At 65.1% G+C, this 20,098-nt stretch carries 13 protein-coding genes; 11 read left to right on the top strand and 2 right to left on the bottom strand.

Annotation, left to right across the window (positions count from 1 at the left end; all coding sequences use genetic code 11):
- The first annotated feature begins 50 nt into the window (after positions 1–50).
- From H7J73_RS08980 to H7J73_RS08960, 5 genes are all read left to right on the top strand, one after another.
- Positions 51–572: a DUF732 domain-containing protein gene (locus H7J73_RS08980; protein WP_264066974.1), complete on the top strand. Its 522-nt coding sequence runs from the start codon at positions 51–53 to the stop codon at positions 570–572.
- The gene (culp6, locus tag H7J73_RS08975) at positions 572–1,609 is read left to right on the top strand and encodes a carboxylesterase Culp6 (RefSeq protein WP_264066973.1); all 1,038 of its coding nucleotides are present in this window, start codon (positions 572–574) and stop codon (positions 1,607–1,609) included. The genes H7J73_RS08980 and culp6 overlap by 1 nt, the downstream gene beginning before the upstream one ends.
- 212 nt (positions 1,610–1,821) lie before the next feature.
- Entirely contained in the window at positions 1,822–3,711 is a 1,890-nt protein-coding gene (gene fadD32, locus H7J73_RS08970; RefSeq protein ID WP_264066972.1) for a long-chain-fatty-acid--AMP ligase FadD32, read from the top strand.
- A gap of 58 nt (positions 3,712–3,769) precedes the next feature.
- Positions 3,770–9,181, top strand: coding sequence for a polyketide synthase Pks13 (gene pks13 / locus H7J73_RS08965; protein WP_264066971.1), 5,412 nt, complete (start codon positions 3,770–3,772; stop codon positions 9,179–9,181).
- Positions 9,182–9,188: 7 nt separating this feature from the next.
- A complete protein-coding gene (locus tag H7J73_RS08960; protein WP_264066970.1) occupies positions 9,189–10,739 on the top strand; it encodes an acyl-CoA carboxylase subunit beta in 1,551 nt (516 codons plus the stop codon).
- Here H7J73_RS08960 and H7J73_RS08955 read toward each other — a convergent pair.
- Positions 10,736–11,422: a class I SAM-dependent methyltransferase gene (locus tag H7J73_RS08955; protein ID WP_264066969.1), complete on the bottom strand. Its 687-nt coding sequence runs from the start codon at positions 11,420–11,422 to the stop codon at positions 10,736–10,738. The two genes, H7J73_RS08960 and H7J73_RS08955, sit on opposite strands and share 4 nt — an antisense overlap.
- 45 nt (positions 11,423–11,467) lie before the next feature.
- Here H7J73_RS08955 and H7J73_RS08950 point away from each other — a divergent pair, with 45 nt between their 5' ends.
- Entirely contained in the window at positions 11,468–11,887 is a 420-nt protein-coding gene (locus H7J73_RS08950) for a MarR family winged helix-turn-helix transcriptional regulator (RefSeq protein WP_264066968.1), read from the top strand.
- Between the two features lie 79 nt (positions 11,888–11,966).
- Here the strand turns inward: H7J73_RS08950 and H7J73_RS08945 are convergent, their stop codons facing one another.
- The gene (locus H7J73_RS08945) at positions 11,967–13,169 is read right to left on the bottom strand and encodes a PucR family transcriptional regulator (RefSeq protein ID WP_264066967.1); all 1,203 of its coding nucleotides are present in this window, start codon (positions 13,167–13,169) and stop codon (positions 11,967–11,969) included.
- Between the two features lie 133 nt (positions 13,170–13,302).
- On the opposite strand from H7J73_RS08945, the gene H7J73_RS08940 reads away from it, so the two are divergent.
- The 5 genes from H7J73_RS08940 (at position 13,303) to H7J73_RS08920 (ending at position 20,014) form a co-directional block, all read left to right on the top strand.
- A complete protein-coding gene (locus H7J73_RS08940; RefSeq protein ID WP_264066966.1) occupies positions 13,303–14,277 on the top strand; it encodes a polysaccharide deacetylase family protein in 975 nt (324 codons plus the stop codon).
- Between the two features lie 12 nt (positions 14,278–14,289).
- Positions 14,290–15,834, top strand: a complete 1,545-nt coding sequence (locus tag H7J73_RS08935) for an AMP-binding protein (RefSeq protein WP_264066965.1) — start codon at positions 14,290–14,292, stop codon at positions 15,832–15,834.
- Complete coding sequence (locus H7J73_RS08930; RefSeq protein WP_264066964.1) at positions 15,831–16,673, top strand: enoyl-CoA hydratase; 843 nt, start codon at positions 15,831–15,833, stop codon at positions 16,671–16,673. Before H7J73_RS08935 ends, H7J73_RS08930 begins: the two co-directional genes overlap by 4 nt.
- Before the next feature lie 166 nt (positions 16,674–16,839).
- A complete protein-coding gene (locus tag H7J73_RS08925; protein WP_264066963.1) occupies positions 16,840–18,420 on the top strand; it encodes an AMP-binding protein in 1,581 nt (526 codons plus the stop codon).
- Between the two features lie 304 nt (positions 18,421–18,724).
- The gene (locus H7J73_RS08920; protein WP_264067108.1) at positions 18,725–20,014 is read left to right on the top strand and encodes a lipase family protein; all 1,290 of its coding nucleotides are present in this window, start codon (positions 18,725–18,727) and stop codon (positions 20,012–20,014) included.
- Positions 20,015–20,098 lie beyond the last annotated feature (84 nt).

The following is a 20,098-nucleotide window of genomic DNA, read 5'->3' as shown; positions in this document are numbered from 1 at the left end:
GCGCTTTTCTCCGCTGAGGAGCGAGCGATTGGACCCGGTACCGTGAAGGAGTGCTGCACTCGGACCGATCGTCGCTGCGCGGGCTACCCCGCAGGGCGCCGGTACCGCCCCTGCTTCTGGGGTGTCTGGTCGGGGCCGCGGCTGCCGTGCTGTTGAGCGGCTGTGGGTCAGGTGAAGACGTGACGACCACCGCCGCGCCGCCCAGCGGTGACAACGCTCAGGCAGATCCCGGTCAGCCCAATCCGGCAGGTCCCTCCGGCGGCCCCGGGACCATCAACTTCAACGTGACATCCGAACAGCGGGCCTATCTCGATGCGTTGTTCAGCGCCGGGGTGCACCGGTCCAACGACCTGATGGCTCTGTCGATCGGTTCCTACGTCTGCCAGGCCCGGGCCGCCGGCCAGAGCGACCAGGGGGTGTGGGATTTCGTTTTCCCGCTGGTTCGTGGTGATGTCCACGATATGAATCCGTCCGCGGCCATGACCTCCATGGCCGCGCAGGTGCGCGATGCGACCGCCCAGTACATCCGCATTGCCACCGAACAACTCTGCTCTGGAGAACACAGCCCCTGATGAGTAGGAAACCCCGGAACTCCCGGTCCCGGTCAGCACAACGTCGCCGCCACCGCATCCTCGGCCTGGTCGCCGCTGCCGCGGTGGCCGTCGTGGTCGCTCTGATCGTCGCCGTCGTCGTGGTGATCGTCCGGCGCCCCGAGTCGTCGCCGACGGCCATTCCGCCGACCGCGCTGCCGCCGACGTCGGCCACCACCACACCGGGCAGTAAGCCGCGCCCTGCGTTCCAGGACGCCAGCTGCCCCGACGTCATGATGGTGGTGATTCCGGGCACGTGGGAGTCCTCACCGACCGACGACCCGTTCAACCCGACGCAGTTCCCGCTGTCACTGCTGGGCAATGTGACCCGGCCGCTGGCCGCCCAGTACGGCGCCGACCGCGTGCAGATCTACACCGTGCCCTACACGGCGCAGTTCCATAACCCGTTCTCCGCCGACAACCAGATGTCCTACAACGACAGCCGTGCCGAGGGGACCAGGACGACGGTCAAGGCGATGACCGATATGAACAACAAGTGCCCGCTGACAAGCTATGTGCTGCTTGGCTTCTCACAGGGCGCGATCATCGCGGGCGATATTGCTAGCGACGTGGGCAATGGGCGGGGTCCTGTCGACCAGGATCTGATCCTCGGTACGACGTTGATCGCCGACGGTCGCAGGCAGACCGGCGTGGGCCAGGATATCGGCCCGAATCCACCGGGCCAGGGCGCCGAGATCACGCTGGCGGAAGTGCCGACGCTGTCGGCGCTGGGCCTGACGATGACGGGTCCGCGGCCGGGCGGTTTCGGCTCCCTCAACGACCGGACCAACCAGATCTGCGGGACCGGCGACCTGATCTGCGCCTCACCGCAGGAGGCGTTCAGCATCACCCAGCTGCCCCAGACGCTCGAAGTACTCGCCGGTGGTGCCGGGCAACCCGTGCACGCGCTGTACAACACCCCGCAGTTCTGGAATCTGGACGGCCAGCCGGCCACGGTGTGGTCGGTCGGGTGGGCGAAGGGCCTGATCGACAACGCCCCGCATCCCAAGCACGGCTAGTCCCTTCGACAAAGCCCGATTTGGCCGTCGCCGCGACGCCCCGTAACATTAAGAGGAAAATAAGAGCCGGATAGGTCAGCCGTTACGGACAGGTGATCCGACGGGTAACACCTCGGCCTCTGTAGCATCTGTGAGGTTTGGGGCTAGTGACCGGCGGCTGAAGTCGAGGGAGCCGCCAAGGCTGCCCGACAGGTGCTTCGACAGGAGATGGCATGCCGTTCCATAACCCCTTCATCAAGAATGGACGGATCACCTTTCCCGAAAGCGCGAGCGTTGTTCGTCACGTAGAGCGCTGGGCCAAGGTTCGCGGTGACAAGCTGGCCTACCGGTTCTTGGATTTCTCCACCGAGCGCGATGGTGTCGCCCGTGATCTGCGCTGGGCCGAATTCAGCGTTCGCAACCGCGCCATCGGCGCCCGTCTGCAGCAGGTCACCGCACCAGGCGATCGCGTCGCGATCTTGTGCCCGCAGAACCTCGAGTACCTCAAGGCCATGTTCGGCACCCTGTACGCAGGCCGGATCGCTGTTCCCCTGTTCGACCCGAGTGAACCCGGTCACGTCGGCCGCCTGCACGCCGTCCTTGACGACTGCCGGCCCGCGGCGATCCTGACCACGACGGAAGCCGCCGAAGGCGTGCGCAAGTTCTTCCGCAGCCGCCCCGCCAAGGACCGGCCCCGCGTCATCGCCGTCGACGCCATCCCCGATGAGGTCGGCGCGACGTGGGTGGAACCGGAGGCGACTGTCGACACGGTTGCCTATCTGCAATACACCTCTGGGTCGACTCGCATCCCGACCGGCGTTGAGATCACCCACCTCAATATGGCGACCAACATCGTCCAGGTCATCGAGGCGCTGGAAGGCGAGGAGGGCGATCGGGGTGTGACCTGGCTGCCGTTCTTCCACGATATGGGCCTGATCACCGTGATGTTGCCGCCGATGATCGGCCACTACGTGGTGTTCATGACGCCGGCCGCCTTCGTCCGCCGCCCGGAGCGTTGGATGCGGGAGATGTCGGCCAAACCTGACGACACCGGCGGTGTGGTGTCGGTGGCCCCGAACTTCGCCTTCGAGCACGCGGCCGCGCGCGGGGTACCCAAGGACGGCGACGAGCCACTGGACCTGTCCAGGGTCAAGGCCGTCCTCAACGGCAGCGAGCCCGTGTCGGCGGCGTCGATGCGTAAATTCAACGACGCGTTCGGTCCGTACGGGTTCCAGCCGAAGGCGATCAAGCCGTCCTACGGACTGGCCGAGGCCACCCTGTTCGTCTCGACCACCCCGATGGGTGTGGAGCCGAAGATCATCCACGTCGACCGGACCGCGCTGAACGAGGGCCGCTTCGTGGAGGTGCCCGCCGACGCGCCGACGGCCGTCGCGCAGGCCGGCGCAGGCAAGGTCGGGGTGGCCGAGTGGGCCGCCATCGTCGACCATGAGACCGCCACCGAGCTGCCGGACGGTCAGATCGGTGAGGTCTGGATCAGCGGCCAGAACATGGGCAGCGGGTACTGGGGCAAGGCTGACGAGACCTTCGCGACGTTCAAGAACATCCTCAAATCGCGGGTCGAGCCGTCGCATGCCGAAGGCGCCACCGATGACGCGACGTGGGTGCGCACCGGCGACTACGGCACCTTCTACGAAGGCGAGCTCTACATCACCGGCCGAGTCAAGGACCTCGTCATCATCGACGGCCGCAACCACTACCCGCAGGATCTGGAGTGGTCCGCGCAGGAGTCGACCAAGGCGATCCGCACCGGTTTCGTCGCCGCCTTCTCCGTGCCCGCCAACCAGCTGCCCGACGAGGTGTTCGAGAACGCCCATTCGGGTCTGACACGGGATCCCGACGACACCTCCGAACAGCTGGTGATCGTCGGCGAGCGGGCCCCCGGCACGCACAAGCTCGATCAGGCGCCGATCGCCGACGACATTCGGGCGGCGATCGCGGTGCGCCATGGCGTCACCGTGCGTGATGTGCTGCTGACCCCGGCGGGCGCTATCCCCCGGACCTCCAGCGGCAAGATCGGCCGTCGCGCCTGCCGGGCCGCCTATCTGGACGGCAGCCTGCGCACCGGCAAGATCGCCAACGCGTTCCCCGACGCGACGGACTAACACAAGAGATACATATGGACGAGCCGAAGGTCAGGCTCGACCCGAGGTGAGGCCTTCGATGTCTGAACAGAACGAGATTCCCACAGAAAAGCGCGGCGAACTGTCCGTCCCCGAGATGCGGGCGTGGCTGCGCAACTGGGTGGGCACTGCCACCGGCCAATCCCCGGACGGGATCAACGAATCCGCGCCGATGGTCGAACTCGGCCTGTCCTCGCGCGACGCGGTGGCGATGGCGTCGGATATCGAGGACCTGACCGGTGTCACCCTGAGCGCAACGGTCGCCTTCCGGCACCCCACCATCGAGGCACTGGCGCAGGTCATCGTCGAGGGTGAGCCCGTCGACGAGAGCGCGGACGGGGAAGACGAAGACTGGTCGCGGACAGCCGATCTCGACGATATCGCGATCGTGGGCATCGGCACCCGGTTCCCCGGTGACATGAACACCCCGGAGGAGACCTGGCAGGCGCTGCTGGCCGGACGCAGCGGTATCACCGACCTGCCCGACGGCCGGTGGGAAGAGTTCCTGGCCGAGCCGCGGATCGCCGAGCGAGTCGCGCGGGCCCACACCCGCGGCGGATACCTCTCGGATATCAAGGGTTTCGATTCCGAGTTCTTCGCGCTGTCGAAGATGGAAGCCGACAACATCGATCCGCAGCAGCGGATCGCGCTGGAGCTGACGTGGGAAGCCCTGGAGCACGCCAGGATCCCGGCCTCCAGCCTGCGTGGTGGCGATGTCGGTGTGTACATCGGCGCCTCGAACAACGACTATCAGTTCCTCGCGGTGTCAGACGCGACCACCGCGCACCCCTACGCCATCACCGGCACCGCGAGTTCGATCATCGCCAACCGGGTCTCCTACTTCTACGACTTCCGCGGCCCGTCGATGGCCATCGACACCGCGTGCTCGTCCTCGCTGGTCGCGGTCCACGAGGGGGTCAAAGCGCTGCGCGCCGGTGACGTCGACGTGGTGCTGGCCGGTGGCGTCAACGCGATGATCACCCCGCTGGTCACCATCGGTTTCGACGAGGTCGGCGGCGTGCTCGCGCCCGACGGCCTGATCAAGTCGTTTTCGTCTGACGCCAACGGTTACGCCCGGTCCGAGGGCGGCGGCATGCTGGTGCTCAAACGCGTCGCCGACGCGCGCCGCGACGGCGATCAGATCATCGCCGTCATCGCGGGCAGCGCGGTCAACCACGACGGCCGGTCCAACGGCATGCTGGCGCCCAACCCGGACGCGCAGGCCGACGTGCTGCGCAAGGCCTACAAGGACGCCGGGATCAACCCGCGCACCGTCGACTACATCGAGGCGCACGGCACCGGCACCATCCTCGGTGACCCGATCGAGGCCGATGCGCTGGGTCGTGTCGTCGGTCGAGGTCGCACCGCCGAGCAGCCTGCGCTGCTGGGTGCGGTGAAATCCAATGTGGGACATCTGGAATCGGCCGCGGGTGCCGCCAGTCTGGCCAAGGTCGCCCTGGCCCTGCAGCACGACAAGCTGCCGCCGTCGATCAACTACGCCGGACCGAACCCATATATCGACTTCGACGCGATCCACCTGAAAGTCGCTGACACCGTCACCGATTGGCCGCGTTACAGCGGCCACGCCATCGCAGGCGTGTCCGGCTTCGGCTTCGGCGGCGCGAATGCGCACCTGGTGGTCCGCGAGGTGCTGCCCAGCGATCTCGTCGAGCCCGAGACGGAAGCAGTCACAACTCCATCCGCCAAGGCCGCCGAATCGGCGGGCCAGTTCATCGGCGGCGTCCGGATGGACGAGTACGGCGAGTTCATCCACGATGACGACGACGCGGACGACGAATACAGCGCGGCCGGTGCCGGTTATGCCGCCGAGGACGAGCTTGAGCTCCCCGGCCTGACCGACGAGGCGTTGCGCCTACTCGAGGTCGCCCGTGAGGAGCTGGAGTCCGAAGAGCGGCCGACACCGGTTGTGCCGCTGGCAGTTTCGGCCTTCCTGACGTCCCGCAAGCGTTCTGCGGCCGGGGAGCTGGCCGACTGGATCGACAGCCCGGAGGGCCGCGCGTCCTCGCTCGAGTCGATCGGCCGGTCCCTGTCACGGCGCAACCACGGCCGCTCGCGTGCGGTGGTGCTGGCGCACAACCACGACGAGGCGATCAAAGGCCTGCGGGCGTTGGCCGACGGCAAGCAGAGCCCGCTGGTGCTCGCGGCCGACGGCCCGGTGTCCAACGGTCCGGTGTGGGTGCTGGCCGGTTTCGGTGCGCAGCACCGCAAGATGGGCAAGAGCCTGTATCTGCGCGACGAGGTGTTCGCCGAGTGGATCAACAAGGTCGACGCCCTGGTGCAGGACGAGCTGGGCTATTCCGTGGTCGAACTGATCCTCGACGACTCCCAGGACTACGGCATCGAGACCACCCAGGTCACCATCTTCGCGATCCAGGTCGCACTCGGCGAACTGCTCAAACACCACGGCGCGAAACCCGGTGCGGTGGTTGGGCAGTCACTCGGTGAGGCCGCGGCGGCCTACTTCTCCGGCGGTCTTTCGCTGGCCGATGCCACCAGGACCATCTGCTCGCGCTCGCACCTGATGGGTGAGGGCGAGGCGATGCTGTTCGGCGAGTACATCCGCCTGATGGCGCTCGTCGAGTATTCCGCCGAGGAGATCAAGACGGTCTTCTCGGACTACCCCGATCTCGAAGTGTGCGTCTACGCGGCGCCGACCCAGACGGTGATCGGTGGCCCGCCCGAGCAGGTCGACGCGATCATCGCCAGGGCCGAGGCAGAGGGCAAGTTCGCCCGCAAATTCCAGACCAAGGGCGCCAGCCACACTCAGCAGATGGACCCGTTGCTCGGCGAGCTCGCGGCCGAACTGCAGGGCATCGAGCCGCACCCGCTCAACATCGGCTACTTCTCGACGGTGCATGAGGGTGGCTTCATCCGCCCCGGTGGCGAGCCTATCCACGATGTCGACTACTGGAAGAAGGGGCTGCGCCACAGCGTCTACTTCACCCACGGCATCCGCAACGCGGTGGACAGCGGCCACACCACTTTCCTTGAGCTGGCGCCCAATCCGGTCGCGTTGATGCAGGTCGGCCTGACCACGATGGCCGCGGGTCTGCATGACGCCCAGTTGATCGCGACGCTGGCACGCAAGCAGGACGAGGTCGACGCCATGACCACGGCGATGGCCAACCTCTACGTCCACGGCCACGATCTGGACATCCGGACGCTGTTCACCAAAGCGGAGGATCCTGCGACGGACTTCGCCGACATCCCGCCGACCCGCTTCAGGCGCAAGGAGCACTGGCTCGACGTCCGGTTCTCCGGTAACGGGGGATCGCTCATACCGGGCGCCCACGTGGCCACTCCTGACGGTAAGCACGTCTGGGAGTACGAGCCGCGCGGCGTGACCGACCTGGCTGCCCTGGTGAAAGCGGCTGCGGTGCAGGTGCTTCCAGATGCCCAGCTGACGGCGGTCGAGCAGCGGGCGATTCCCGGTGACGGCGCCAAGCTGGTGACGACGTTGTCGCGCCACCCCGGCGGCGCGACGGTGCAGGTGCACGCCCGCATCGAGGAGTCCTTCACGCTGGTGTACGACGCGATCGTGACCCGCGGTGGCGCAGCGACCGCACTGCCGACAGCCGCTGCAGCCGGCGCCGCGGTGGCCGGTACCGAACTGGTGCCGACCAGCACCGCGATCGAGGCGGTCGTGGTGGACGACGCAGAGATCCTGTCCGACAACCTGACTCAGGGCGCCAACCTCGGTGCCGGTTTCGCCAAGTGGTCCCCGGATTCCTCGGAGACCGTGGGGGACCGCTTGGCCACCATCGTCGGCTCGGCGATGGGCTACGAGCCCGAGGATCTGCCGTGGGAGGTGCCGCTGATCGAGCTGGGCCTGGACTCGCTGATGGCGGTGCGGATCAAGAACCGGGTCGAATACGACTTCGACCTGCCGCCGATTCAGCTGCAGGCCGTGCGCGACGCGAATCTCTACAACGTCGAGAAGCTCATCGGCTATGCGATCGAGCACCGCGACGAGGTGGCGCAGCTGCACGAGTTCCAGCAGACGGCCAGTCCGGAGGAAGTGGCGAAGGCCCAGGCCGAGTTACTGGGCGGCGCGACAACGGCCGAGGAGATCGAGCAGCGACTGTCCGAGGTCACGCCCGCCGAGATTGCGGAGGCCGCTGAGGAACTGAACGTAAAGGCTGCCGAGACGGCGTCGACGGTTCCGGTACCGCCCCCGCCCACCAATCCGGTGCCGCCCCCGCCCACCAACCCTGGTGGACCCGGTGCACCGATCCCGCCCCCGCCCACCAACCCGGCCGGTCCGGCTGCTGCTGCCGAACCGGCCGCTGCGCCCGAGCCGAATCTGGCGGCGGCCGCTGCGGCACTCAACCAACAGGCGATCGCCGAGGCGCTCAATTCCGATGTGCCGCCGCGTGATGCGGCCGAACGGTTGACGTTCGCGACATGGGCGATCGTCACCGGTAAGTCGCCCGGCGGCATTTTCAACGCGCTGCCCGAGCTCGACGGCGAGGCAGCCGCGAAGGTGGCGCAACGGCTTTCGGAACGTTCCGAGGGCACCATCACCGTCGACGATGTCACGTCCGCGCCGACCATCGAGGCGCTGGCCACGACGGTGCGCGAATTCCTGGAGGCCGGTGAGCTCGACGGGTTCGTCCGGACCATCCGGGCCGCCGAGTCCGACGACCAGGTGCCGGTGTACGTCTTCCACGCGGCAGGCGGCTCGACAGTGGTCTACGAGCCGCTGCTGAACCGGTTGCCTGCGGGGACGCCGATGATCGGCCTGGAACGTGTCGAGGGCACGATCGAGGAACGGGCGGCGCAGTACGTGCCGAAACTCCTTGAGCTCAATGGGGATAAGCCGTTCATCCTGGCGGGCTGGTCACTGGGCGGAGCACTGTCCTACGCCTGCGCGATCGGCCTGAAGGAAGCCGGCGCCGATGTCCGGTTCGTCGGCCTGATCGACGCCGTCCGTCCGGGCGAACCGATCGAGCGGACCAAAGAGGCGACCCGCCAGCGCTGGGATCGTTACGCGAAGTTCGCGGAGAAGACGTTCAACGTGCAGATCCCGGAGATTCCCTACGAGCAGCTCGAGGAGCGCGACGACGCCGGCCAGGTCGAGTTCATCCTCGAGGCGGTCAAGCAGAGCGGCGTGCAGATCCCCGGCGGGATCATCGAGCACCAGCGCACGTCCTACCTAGATCAGCGCACCCTCGACCTTGCCGACATCCAGCCCTACGACGGCCACGTCACGCTGTACATGGCGGACCGGTACCACGACGACGCCATCATGTTCGAGCCGGCGTACGCTACCCGCCAACCCGACGGCGGCTGGGGTGAGTTCGTCAGCGATCTCGAAGTGGTGAACATCGGCGGCGAGCACATCCAGGCCATCGACGAGCCCTACATCGCCAAGGTCGGGGCGCATATGAGCCAGGCGATCAACGAGATCCAAGCCACCAAGGGAAAGTGAGCGCGACGTGACTGCTAACACCACCGCGGAAAAACTTGCCGAACTCCGCGAAAAGCTGGAACTGGCCAAAGAACCCGGTGGTGAGAAGGCCGTCGCCAAGCGTGACAAGAAGGGCATTCCCAGCGCCCGGTCGCGCATCCATGCGCTGCTCGACCCGGGCAGCTTCTTCGAGATCGGTGCGCTGGCCAAGACACCCGGCGATCCCAACGCACTCTTCGGCGACGGTGTGGTCACCGGCCACGGCACCATCGACGGCCGTCCGGTCGGGGTGTTCAGCCACGACCAGACGGTGTTCCAGGGCACGGTCGGCGAGATGTTCGGCCGTAAGGTCGCCCGGCTGATGGAGTGGGTGGCCATGGTCGGCTGCCCGATCATCGGCATCAACGACTCCGGCGGCGCCCGCATCCAGGACGCGGCGACGTCGCTGGCCTGGTACGCAGAGCTGGGCCGCCGGCATGAGCTGCTGTCCGGCCTGGTGCCGCAGGTGTCCATCATTCTCGGGAAATGTGCTGGCGGCGCGGTGTATTCGCCCATCCAGACCGATCTGGTGATCGCCGTGCGTGACCAGGGCTACATGTTCGTCACCGGCCCGGACGTCATCAAGGACGTCACCGGTGAGGACGTCTCGCTCGACGAGCTCGGCGGCGCCGATTATCAGGCCAAGTACGGCAACATCCATCAGGTCGTCGAGGATGAGAAGGCCGCCTTCCAGTACGTTCGCGACTATCTGGGCTTCCTGCCGTCGAACACCTTCGACGACGGACCCATCGTCAACCCGGGGCTGGAGCCCGAGGTGACCCCGCACGACCTGGAGTTGGACGCCATCGTGCCGGACTCTGACAACACCGCCTACGACATGCACGAAGTCCTGCTGCGCATCTTCGACGACGGCGACTTCCTCGAGGTCGCCGCGCAGGCCGGGCAGGCCATCATCACCGGCTACGCCCGGGTCGACGGACGGACCGTCGCGGTGATCGCCAACCAGCCGATGGTCAACGCCGGAGCGATCGACAACGAAGAGTCCGACAAGGCCGCCCGCTTCGTCCGGTTCAACGATTCGTTCAACGTCCCACTGGTTTTCGTGGTCGACACCCCGGGGTTCATGCCAGGGGTTCAGCAGGAGAAGAGCGGCATCATCAAGCGCGGCGGCCGGTTCCTGTACTCGGTTGTCGAGGCCGATGTGCCGAAGGTGACCATCACCGTGCGGAAGTCCTACGGCGGCGCGTACGCCGTGATGGGCTCCAAACAGCTCACCGCTGATATGAACTTCGTCTGGCCGACCGCTCGCATCGCCGTGATCGGCGCCGACGGTGCCGCGCAGCTGCTGGTGAAGCGGTTCCCGGATCCGACCGCTCCCGAGGTGCAGAAGATCAAGGCCGACTTCATCGAGGGCTACAACCTGAACCTGGCGACGCCGTACATTGCCGCCGAACGCGGTTACGTCGACGCGGTCATCGAACCGCACCTGACCCGTCTGCAGCTACGCAGTGCCATGAGACTGCTGCGGGACAAGCAGATTCAGCGCGTCCAGCGTAAGCATGGCCTGATCCCCATCTAACCCAGGTGGGCCGAGAGTAGCCAGGCGCGTACCGATGTGCGGCCGTTGCCTTCGTCACGCACCGCGTCGCCGGCGAAATCCCGGAAGCCGGTGAAGTTCTCGGCCACGTTGGCGTGGATGCGGGCCGGCCGGATCTCGTCGATGACCCAGTACTTGCCTACGGCCTCGCGCAGTTCCGCTTCGGTGACCGCGTTGACCGGGGTGCCTTCGGGCATCGTCGTGCTGTCGAAGACCAGGACGTAGTAGGACGCACCCGGCGCCGCCGCCCGGACGATGGACTGCTGGTAGCCGTCGCGCAACTCCACCGGCATCGAATGGAACAGCGTGCTGTCGACGATGGTGCCGAAGCGGCCGTCGTAGCCGGTGAAGGCGCTGATATCGGCGACGTCGAAACTCACGTTCGTCAGGCCGCGCTTGGCGGCCTCGGCACGGGCCAACTTGATGGCCGTCGGTGACTGGTCCAATCCTACTGCGGTGAAACCTTTTTCGGCCAGAGCCAGGGCGGTCGCGGCCTCGCCGCAACCGGCGTCGAGCACGTCGCCGTGGAATCTGCCGGCGTCGATCAGCGCGGCGATCTCGGGCTGCGGTTCGCCGATACTCCACGGCGGTTTGGTGCCCAATCCGACCTCTGCGGCCTCGCCGCGGTAGGAGGCCTCGAACATTTCATTGGTCGCATGTGTCATGCCCCAGGTATATCAATCACATTGATATGTGTCAATATGATTGACATGAGTTTTCTTGAGGGCCAGCCGCTGGGCTACCTGCTGAGCCGTGTCGCCTCGGCCCTGCGCACCCAGGTCGTCACCACCGTGCTGGAACCGCTGGAACTCGCATTCCCGCAATACATCTGCCTGCGGATGCTGTCGCACTCGCCAGGGCTGTCCAACGCGGAACTGGCCAGAGGCGCCAACGTGTCGAGGCAGGCGATGAACATCGTGCTGCAGCGCCTTGAGGACCGCGGCCTGGTTACGCGACCCGATTCAGTACGGTCCGGGCGGGCGCTACCCGCCGAGCTCACACGGGCCGGCCTCGATCTGCTTGCCCAGGTGGATATCGGTGTAGGCGAGGCTGAGCGCACCGTGCTGGCGAACCTCAGTGAACGGGACCGGCGGGAGCTCAAGCGGTTGCTCGCCGCGGTGGGCTCGTAGCGGGTCGACATGGCGCCTCGGTGATGCTCCCAACTGCGCCGAGCGCTCTTCCGTCTTCGATGTCGTCCCCGCTGCGTGGCTATCGCTCTTGGTTGATCTCGCTGGGAAGCGCTGGTCGCACCGCGAGGGCGACACGCAGCGAGAGGTCTTCTGGGTCGATCGGGTATCCCAGGATCTCCTCGATGCGTCGTATGCGTTGGGTCACGGTATTGGCGTGTAGCCCCAGTCTGCGGCCACACCGTGACGGACTACCCGAGGTCTCCAAGAAGTGTTGCAAGGTAGCCAACATCCGGTCACGGCTCTCGTGCTGCAGGAGGGGACCCACCCGGTCCTCCACGAAACGCCGCGCCAGATCGCCACGCTGGGAGACGAGTATCTCGACTGCCACATCCGGGAAGCAGGCGTGCTTGTTCGCCTGCGGAGCCACCCGGGCACTCAGCAGAGCCTCCTCGTGGGTGTGTCGAAAACCTTCGATCCCGGTCCGAGGAGCGCCGAAGGCTACGCCCACGCCGGGCGGCAGTTCGAGGTCACGCAGCCGGCCATACGCCGACAAAGAGATCGGCGTGAACCATCCGTGTACGCTCGCCACTCCGGCTGGCACGGCGAGATGCTGTCTGGCCAGAGCCGCGATGCAGCGGCGCATCGGCTCACCCACTTCCCCGGCACCGCTATCGGACACCGACCAAGCGACGTACCCGATGTGGGTGTCGTCGGCGCGGTAGCCGAGACCGTCCAGCAGGTTTGTCGCGTCGACCGAACCAGCGAGGACCCCCTTGACGATCTCGCCGCGTCGCGAATCGCGTTCCTGCGTCACCGAAATGCGGACCTGGTTGAAGGCGGCGACGGTCGCACTCGTCATGGCTTGCATGTACTCGAACATGCGGATCGAACCCGCCTCCAGCTCGTCCGCGCGCGACGCGTGCGGAAGCGACGAATCCCGCAGGAAACGGGTGTAGCCGCGCCAAATGCTGGCGTGCCCTACCTCATAGGACCGAAGAATTCCCGACAGCGAAGCGTCGGCCAGCGCCATGTACTCCACGAACTCGCGGGCGGCGCACGGAAGGGGCACAGCCCGGTGCGGATCGCCGAGGAAGCTTGCCCGAAGAACAGCGAAGTGCGAGACGACAGACGAGCGAAGCACTTCCCGCGTCCCCGGAGGGCTGCTGTGCAGCGCGGGAACCTGCGACCAGAGTTCGTCGGCGAGTTCGGCGAAACCCTCCACTCCGACTTCGTCGAGCCAGACGACGAATGGAGGCGACGCAAGTCCCGGATCGTTCGCCATGACCTGAGCCTATAGAGCACCGGCGATGAATGTGAGTGTGATCACACCACACACAAAAGTGTCACTTGGGCACATCGACTCCGATTGTGGCGCAAATCATGCTTGCTCTGCCCGCAGACATAAGGAGTTCGCAATGAACCGCTCAATTGACCCGCTCGCCGGATTGCGCGTCGCCGTGACCATCGACGACCAATTCCAGTGGACGGGCATCCCCTTTCCCGCCGGGCACGGACCGAAGTCCGTCAGCCAGGCGATGATCGAGGCTTTCGCCAATCACAACGTGCCCGAGGTGTACGCGTTCAACAGCACCGCGCCGACCGAGGATGACCCCGGCATCTTGAAGATCCTCGACGACTGGTGCGCCGCTGGTCACCACGTCGGCAACCACACGCATCAGCACATCAGCCTCAACTGGATCGATGCCGAGACCTACCTCGGTGATGTCGACAAGAGTGAGAAGATCCTCAGCCCGTGGCTGGAGCAGGCACCGTCGCGTTACTTCCGCTACGCCTTCGCGATGGAAGGCGACACCCTGGAGAAGACCCGCCAGGTTCAGACCCATCTCACCCGCACCGGCTACCTGTCCTCACCGGTCACGCTGTGGTTCTACGACGCACAATTCGCCGTCGCTTACCAGCGTGCACTGGCACTGGCCGACGTTGACTCCCAGAAGTGGCTCGAAGACACGCTGGTACGCACCGCCATTACTCAGGTCCGGGAGCAGGCCGCCGCAGCTGCCGGCGCACTCGGGCGCTCGCCCGCCCATATTCTGCTGATCCACGGCACCACGATCGCCGGCGTGACTGTCGACCGCATTCTCGCAGAGCTGGCCAGGTTGGGCGTGCAGTTCATCACCTCCGAAGAAGCCATGCGCGATCCAGCCAACGCCATCGGATCGCCCCTCACCACGCGTCAGTTCCGTAACTCCTCGCAAAAGTGGGCTGAGTTCGCCGGCGTGGAGGTGAAGGACACGCCACCAGCAGTCCTCGCCGAAGTCGAGGCCGTATCGGTGCTCGAAGGCCAGAGCTGGAACGAAGTGCTGGGAAACGCCACCGCCGAGTGGGCCAGGCGGATTCCGTTCACTCCCTCTCCGGCCGACTTCCACTGAATGGACGCGACAATGACCCAATCCGCTCGGATCACCTGCGGACCGTACGAAAGGTCCCTCAGTGCAGTGCAGGAACGCGCCGCACGGATAGCCACCGCCCTCGACAGCGTCGGCGTCGGTCAAGGCGACCGCGTCGCCATCGTCATGCGTAACGAGGTGGCCTTCATCGAGCTCACGCTCGCGGTGACCCTCCTTGGCGCGGCGCCGGTCCCGATCAACTGGCACTGGACCGGTGACGACCTGGCGCACGCGCTCGCAGATAGCAGCGCCAAAGTGGCCGTTGTTCACACCGATCTGCTCCCGAATGTGCAGGAGCGGGCCGGGGATGACGTCATCATCGTCGAGGCCGGCGTCCCCGCCGAGGTCGCCCGCGCCTACGGCCTCCAAACACCGCAGATCACCGGCGAATTGCCACTGCTGGAGCAGTGGAGCACATCGCCCGAGCCGTGGTCACAACCGGCGCTGCCCGCCCCGATGAGCGTGATCTATACCTCGGGAACAACCGGTCGCGCAAAGGGAGTGCTACGCAATCCCATCCAGGACGAGGACCGGTCGGCCGTCATCTCCACCGTCGCCGAGCTCTTCCATCTCAAGCCTGGTGGAACCACTGTGATCCCGGCACCGCTCTACCACTCAGCGCCCAATGTGCACGCGATGTTCGCGGTGGCGATGGGAATGAACGTCCACCTGATGCCTAAGTTCGACGCCGAAGAGTTGCTTCAACTCATCGAAAAACACCGGGTGGACAGCCTGCAGGTGGTCCCCACCATGTTCAACAGGCTTCTGCAGCTCCCACCGCAGAAGCGTGCGGCCTACGACCTGTCGTCGTTGACCGCCATCGTGCACGCCGCCGCACCGTGCCCGCCGCACGTTAAAGCGGCGATCATCGATTGGCTCGGTCCGATCGTCCACGAGTACTACGGGGGCGCGGAGATCGGCGCCTTCACCACGTGCGACTCTGGCGAGGCACTGTCCCACCCGGGAACGGTCGGTCGACCAATTGGTGACGCGGACATACGCATCCTCGATGAAGACGGTGCCGAGGTACCCGACGGGACAGACGGACAGATCTATGGACGCTGCTTCACCGGCTGGCCAGATTTCACCTACATCGGCGACGACGCGAAACGTCGTGCGATGGAACGTCACGGCTACCTGAGCCTGGGCGACGTCGGTCACCTCAAGGACGGGTACCTGTATCTCAGTGATCGATTGACCGACATGGTCGTGTCCGGCGGTGTGAACATCTATCCCGCCGAGATCGAGGGCGCTCTACTGGAGTTGGACGGCGTCGCCGACGCCGCGGTCTTCGGGATCCCAGATCCAGATCTGGGTGAGGTGATCGCTGCGTACATAGAGCCGACCCCGGGTACCGACCTCGACGTCGAGGACATCCGCGCGCACGTCGCGGCACGCCTGGCTCGCTACAAAGTCCCACGAGAAGTGGTCGTGGTCGACTCCCTACCGCGGGAAGACACCGGCAAGTTGTTCAAACGCCGGTTACGCGAGCCCTATTGGCGAGATGTGGCGGAGTTGACCGCGATGCAGGCACGATGACGTCCCTCGTTCGCCGGGACACGCCGGCACCCGGGGTCGCCCGACTTGTCCTCAATCGTCCCGAGCGACGAAATGCCCAAAATCCGCAGATGCTCTATGACCTCGACGCCGAGTTCGTAAGCGCCGCCGGAGACGACGGCGTGAAGGTCATCATTCTGGCCGGGGCCGGGCCGGACTTCTCGTCCGGACACGACGTCAGCGAACGTGACTCGCCGATCCCGGGAGATCCCGTGGCGACACTCGGTGTCGGCCTGAGTACGCCGGGGATCGAGGGTCGGCATGCCTTCGAATGCGAGGCCTATCTCGGTCTGTGTCGGCGATGGCGTGATCTGCCGAAACCGACGATTGGGCAAGCTCACGGCCGCGTCATCGCCGGCGGGCTCATGCTGCTGTGGCCGATGGATCTGATAGTCGCGGGCGAGACGGCAACGTTCGCCGATCCCGTCGTCGCCTTTGGCCTCAATGGGGCGGAGTATTTCTCCCACATGTGGGAGGTCGGACCACGTAAGGCCAAGGAGATGCTGTTCACCGGTGCGGCGGTGACGGCCCAAGAGGCCCACGAGCGCGGCATGGTCAACCACGTTGTTCCAGACGGACAACTTGACCAGTTCACCGTGGACCTGGCGACGCGCATAGCCGAGATGCCTGCTTACGGTCTGCGGCTCGCCAAGGCGAGCATCAACGCCGCACTCGATGCCCAGGGCTACGGAGTGGCCATCGATGCCGCCTTTGCCCAGCACATGCTGGGACACGCCAACAACATGGCCAAACACGGCGACATCATCCACCCCGCTGGTGTCGAGGCAATCCGTGGACTTGCACGCCGCGGCCAAAGCTGAGGCTCCTCGGGCGAGCAGCGACTGGACCAGCACACGGGTCCGCCCAACCACAACACCTCACGAGACACCCCAACAACGTCTCGCCAAAACACATCCACCAGGAGAGTCTGTGCCGAATCCCTCTGCCGCCGCGCATGATACCGAGCCCGGTAACGGGGTCCGGTCAATGTCCGATCAGCTTGAACTGTGGCTCACCCGATACGGCGCGCCGAGCGCGAACGCCACCGAGTTACTTCTTGATCGGCACAACCCGGCCGACACCGCATTCATCGAATTGCACCTGGATGGCGACTCGCTTGTGGCAGAACAGCTCACCTACGGTGATCTTGGCGACCGGTCCAAACGTCTGGCGTCCGCGCTGGCGGCGAGGGGAGTCGGCCGCGGAGACGCCGTCGGCGTGCTCATGGGTAAACGCAGCGAGCTGGTCGTGACGCTCCTGGCGATCCTCCGGCTCGGAGCTGTACATCTGCCGCTGTTCACCGCGTTCTCGACTCCGGCAATCGACATCCGCCTCACCGCGGGGAAGGCGAAAGTCGTTGTCACCGAACCAACACAGGCACCCAAGCTAGCTGGCATCGACGGACTCACCACGATCGTCGCCGGGAAACAGTTCGACTCCCTCGTGGCGGAAAGCGAGCCCATGACCGAGTCGGTGACGGTCGGCGGTGACGGAGCACTGATCCTGCTGTTCACCAGCGGTACCACTGGCTCATCCAAAGGGGTGGTGGTGCCGCTGCGTGCGCTGGCCTCGATCGTCACCTACATGCGCTGGGGACTCGACGTCGCTGAGGCCGATGTGTTCTGGAATGCCGCCGATCCTGGGTGGGCCTACGGCCTGTACTACGGCATTGTCGGACCGCTGGCCATCGGGGCGCCGAATCTTCTTCTGCACGAACCATTTTCCGCCTCACTGACTGCCCGAGTTCTCGCTGAACTCAACGTCACCAACTTCACCGCAGCTCCCACCGTGTACCGGGCCCTCTGTAAAGATCAGACCGACGTCAACGGCGTTTCGCTGCGATGCGCGTCATCTGCCGGAGAGCCGCTGACGCCGGATGTGACGCAGTGGGCCGAGCAGGCGCTGGGCACGGAGGTACGCGATCATTACGGGCAAACCGAACTGGGCATGGTGGTCAACAACCATTGGGCAGATGGGCTGCGCCGTCCGCTGACTCCCGGCTCGATGGGCCAATCAATGCCTGGCTTCACCACGGGCATCGTCGACGGTCGGATTGCGGTCAATGTGCCGGAAAGCCCGTCGATGTGGTTCAGCGGCTACCTCAACGCACCGGAGCAGACGGCTGCACGTTTCGTCGACGGCGGACGGTGGTATCTGACCGGCGACACCGGGCACGTCGATGACGCCGGCAATTTCTATTTCTCCGCACGTGACGACGATGTGATCATCATGGCGGGCTATCGCATCGGCCCGTTCGAAGTCGAGAGCGTATTGATCACCCACCCGTCGGTCGCCGAAGTTGCGGTGGTCGGGCGACGGGACGAGCTTCGGGGTGAGGCTCTCGAAGCATTCATTGTGCTCACCGACACGTCGGTGGACACAGAGGAGTTGAAAGCTGAACTGCAACAACTAGTTAAGACGCAGTTCGCGGCGCACGCCTATCCGCGCGATGTGCATTTCGTTACCCGCCTGCCGAAAACGCCGAGCGGCAAGATTCAGCGTTTCGTTCTGCGTCGGCAGATGGATGTTCAGTCAAGCGGCCACAACGCTCCGACCGAAAGTCCGTAACTCCGGATTCTGGTTCCCAGAGTGGCTGTCTAACAGTAGTTTAGCCACCTAAGTAGCGGCGCATCCCTGAGTACGCCTGTTCTAGACCACGCCCCAAAGGTCACGTGAGCGCCGAGACCCGCGCGACCGTGAGCAGGTGGCCTCACAATCCTTCGCACCGATCAAGCAGGCATCTGAGGCGCTACGTCCAAACCCACACGAAAGGCTGGTAACCCTGGTGACGCACGTTGGAGTCGAGCGAATTTCTCGAATATCAAGCCGACGAACCCCCTGGCTTGCGACCTTGCTGACCGCCATTGCCGTAATGGCCCCTGTCGCACAGACCATCCCCGTCGCGCATGCCGACGAAAGTCGATACGAGCAGTTTTATACCCCTCCTGACCCCCTTCCGAATGGCCATAGTGGCGACCTGATCCGCACAGAGCCTTCACGTTTGGTACTCGAGCCTTCCGGACAGCTCGGCGCATTTCTCGGTACCGGAACCCGAATCATGTACCGCAGTAGCGATGCACAGGGCAATCCCGTCGCAGTGACCGGCACTTACATCGAGCCGGACAACCCGTGGCCGGGAAAAGGTCCACGGCCGCTGATTGCCTACGCGACAATTCCCTACGGGATGGGTGAGCAATGCGCGCCGTCGCGGATGTTCAATCAGGGCATCCACGCATCCCTGCAAACGGGGTTCGACCTGATGTTCAACGTCGAAGAGGGTTGGATCGCAACGCTACTTGCCCGCGGCTTCGCCATAGTTGTCACCGATGGCGTCGGAGCAGGTGTGCATGGCTCGATGTCACCGCAATGGTTGAACCGCGTCGCCGGCGGCACCGCATTGATCGATGCCGCCCGCGCAGCGATGAAACTGCCGGGCACGTCGCTGGACCCACATGGCCCAGTCGCATTTTGGGGATGGCTGTCCGGCGGTCACGCCGCATTGTCGGCCGCCGAGCTGGCGGAATCATACGGACCAGAACTCGACGTGGTTGGTACGTATGCGGCCTCTGCGCCTACCGATTTGGCGACCGTTCTAGCCCCCATGGACGGAGACTTCCTGGCAGGAGCAACCGGTTACGTCTTGCGCGGCATCTTCGCGTCCTATCCGGAATTAGAACAGCCAATCCGCGACACTTTGACCCCACGCGGTCTGGAGATGCTCGACAACACCGGCCGCCAGTGCCTGCTGCAAACCGGAATCAACTACATGTTCCGCCATTTCGACGGCTGGTTCAACAACAACATCTACGAGGCCGTTGCGGTTGATCCGTTCAAGAGTCTGCTTGCCGCACAACGTATCGGCAACGTCAAACCAACCGGTCCGGTCTACTTTGAGCACAACCGCTGGGATCCGTTCGCTCCGTACATGTCAGTGCGTCAAACGGCAGCGGACTGGTGCGCCAAAGGCGCCGACGTGACCCTCTGGACCAACGAGCAACCTCCGTTCTTCAACAAACTCGATGTCAACTCGTTGGTATCGCCGTTTGTCGACGGTGAACGAAGCATGAGCTGGCTGACCGACCGGTTCAACCACGTACCGACCACGCCCAACTGTCACGAGATCGAAGCACCGCCTCCAGACGAAGAGAGCCACGCGCCATAACGCTGCAAAACCGGACTGCCGGCGGGGACTGTCGGATAAGCGGTGGATCTGACTTGGCATTGGTTACTCTGCTGCGCAACCACA

This window comes from Mycolicibacterium komossense (assembly GCF_025822605.1).
GTDB classification, from domain to species: Bacteria; Actinomycetota; Actinomycetes; order Mycobacteriales; family Mycobacteriaceae; genus Mycobacterium; species Mycobacterium komossense.
This window is presented reverse-complemented; position numbering and strand designations above follow the sequence as displayed.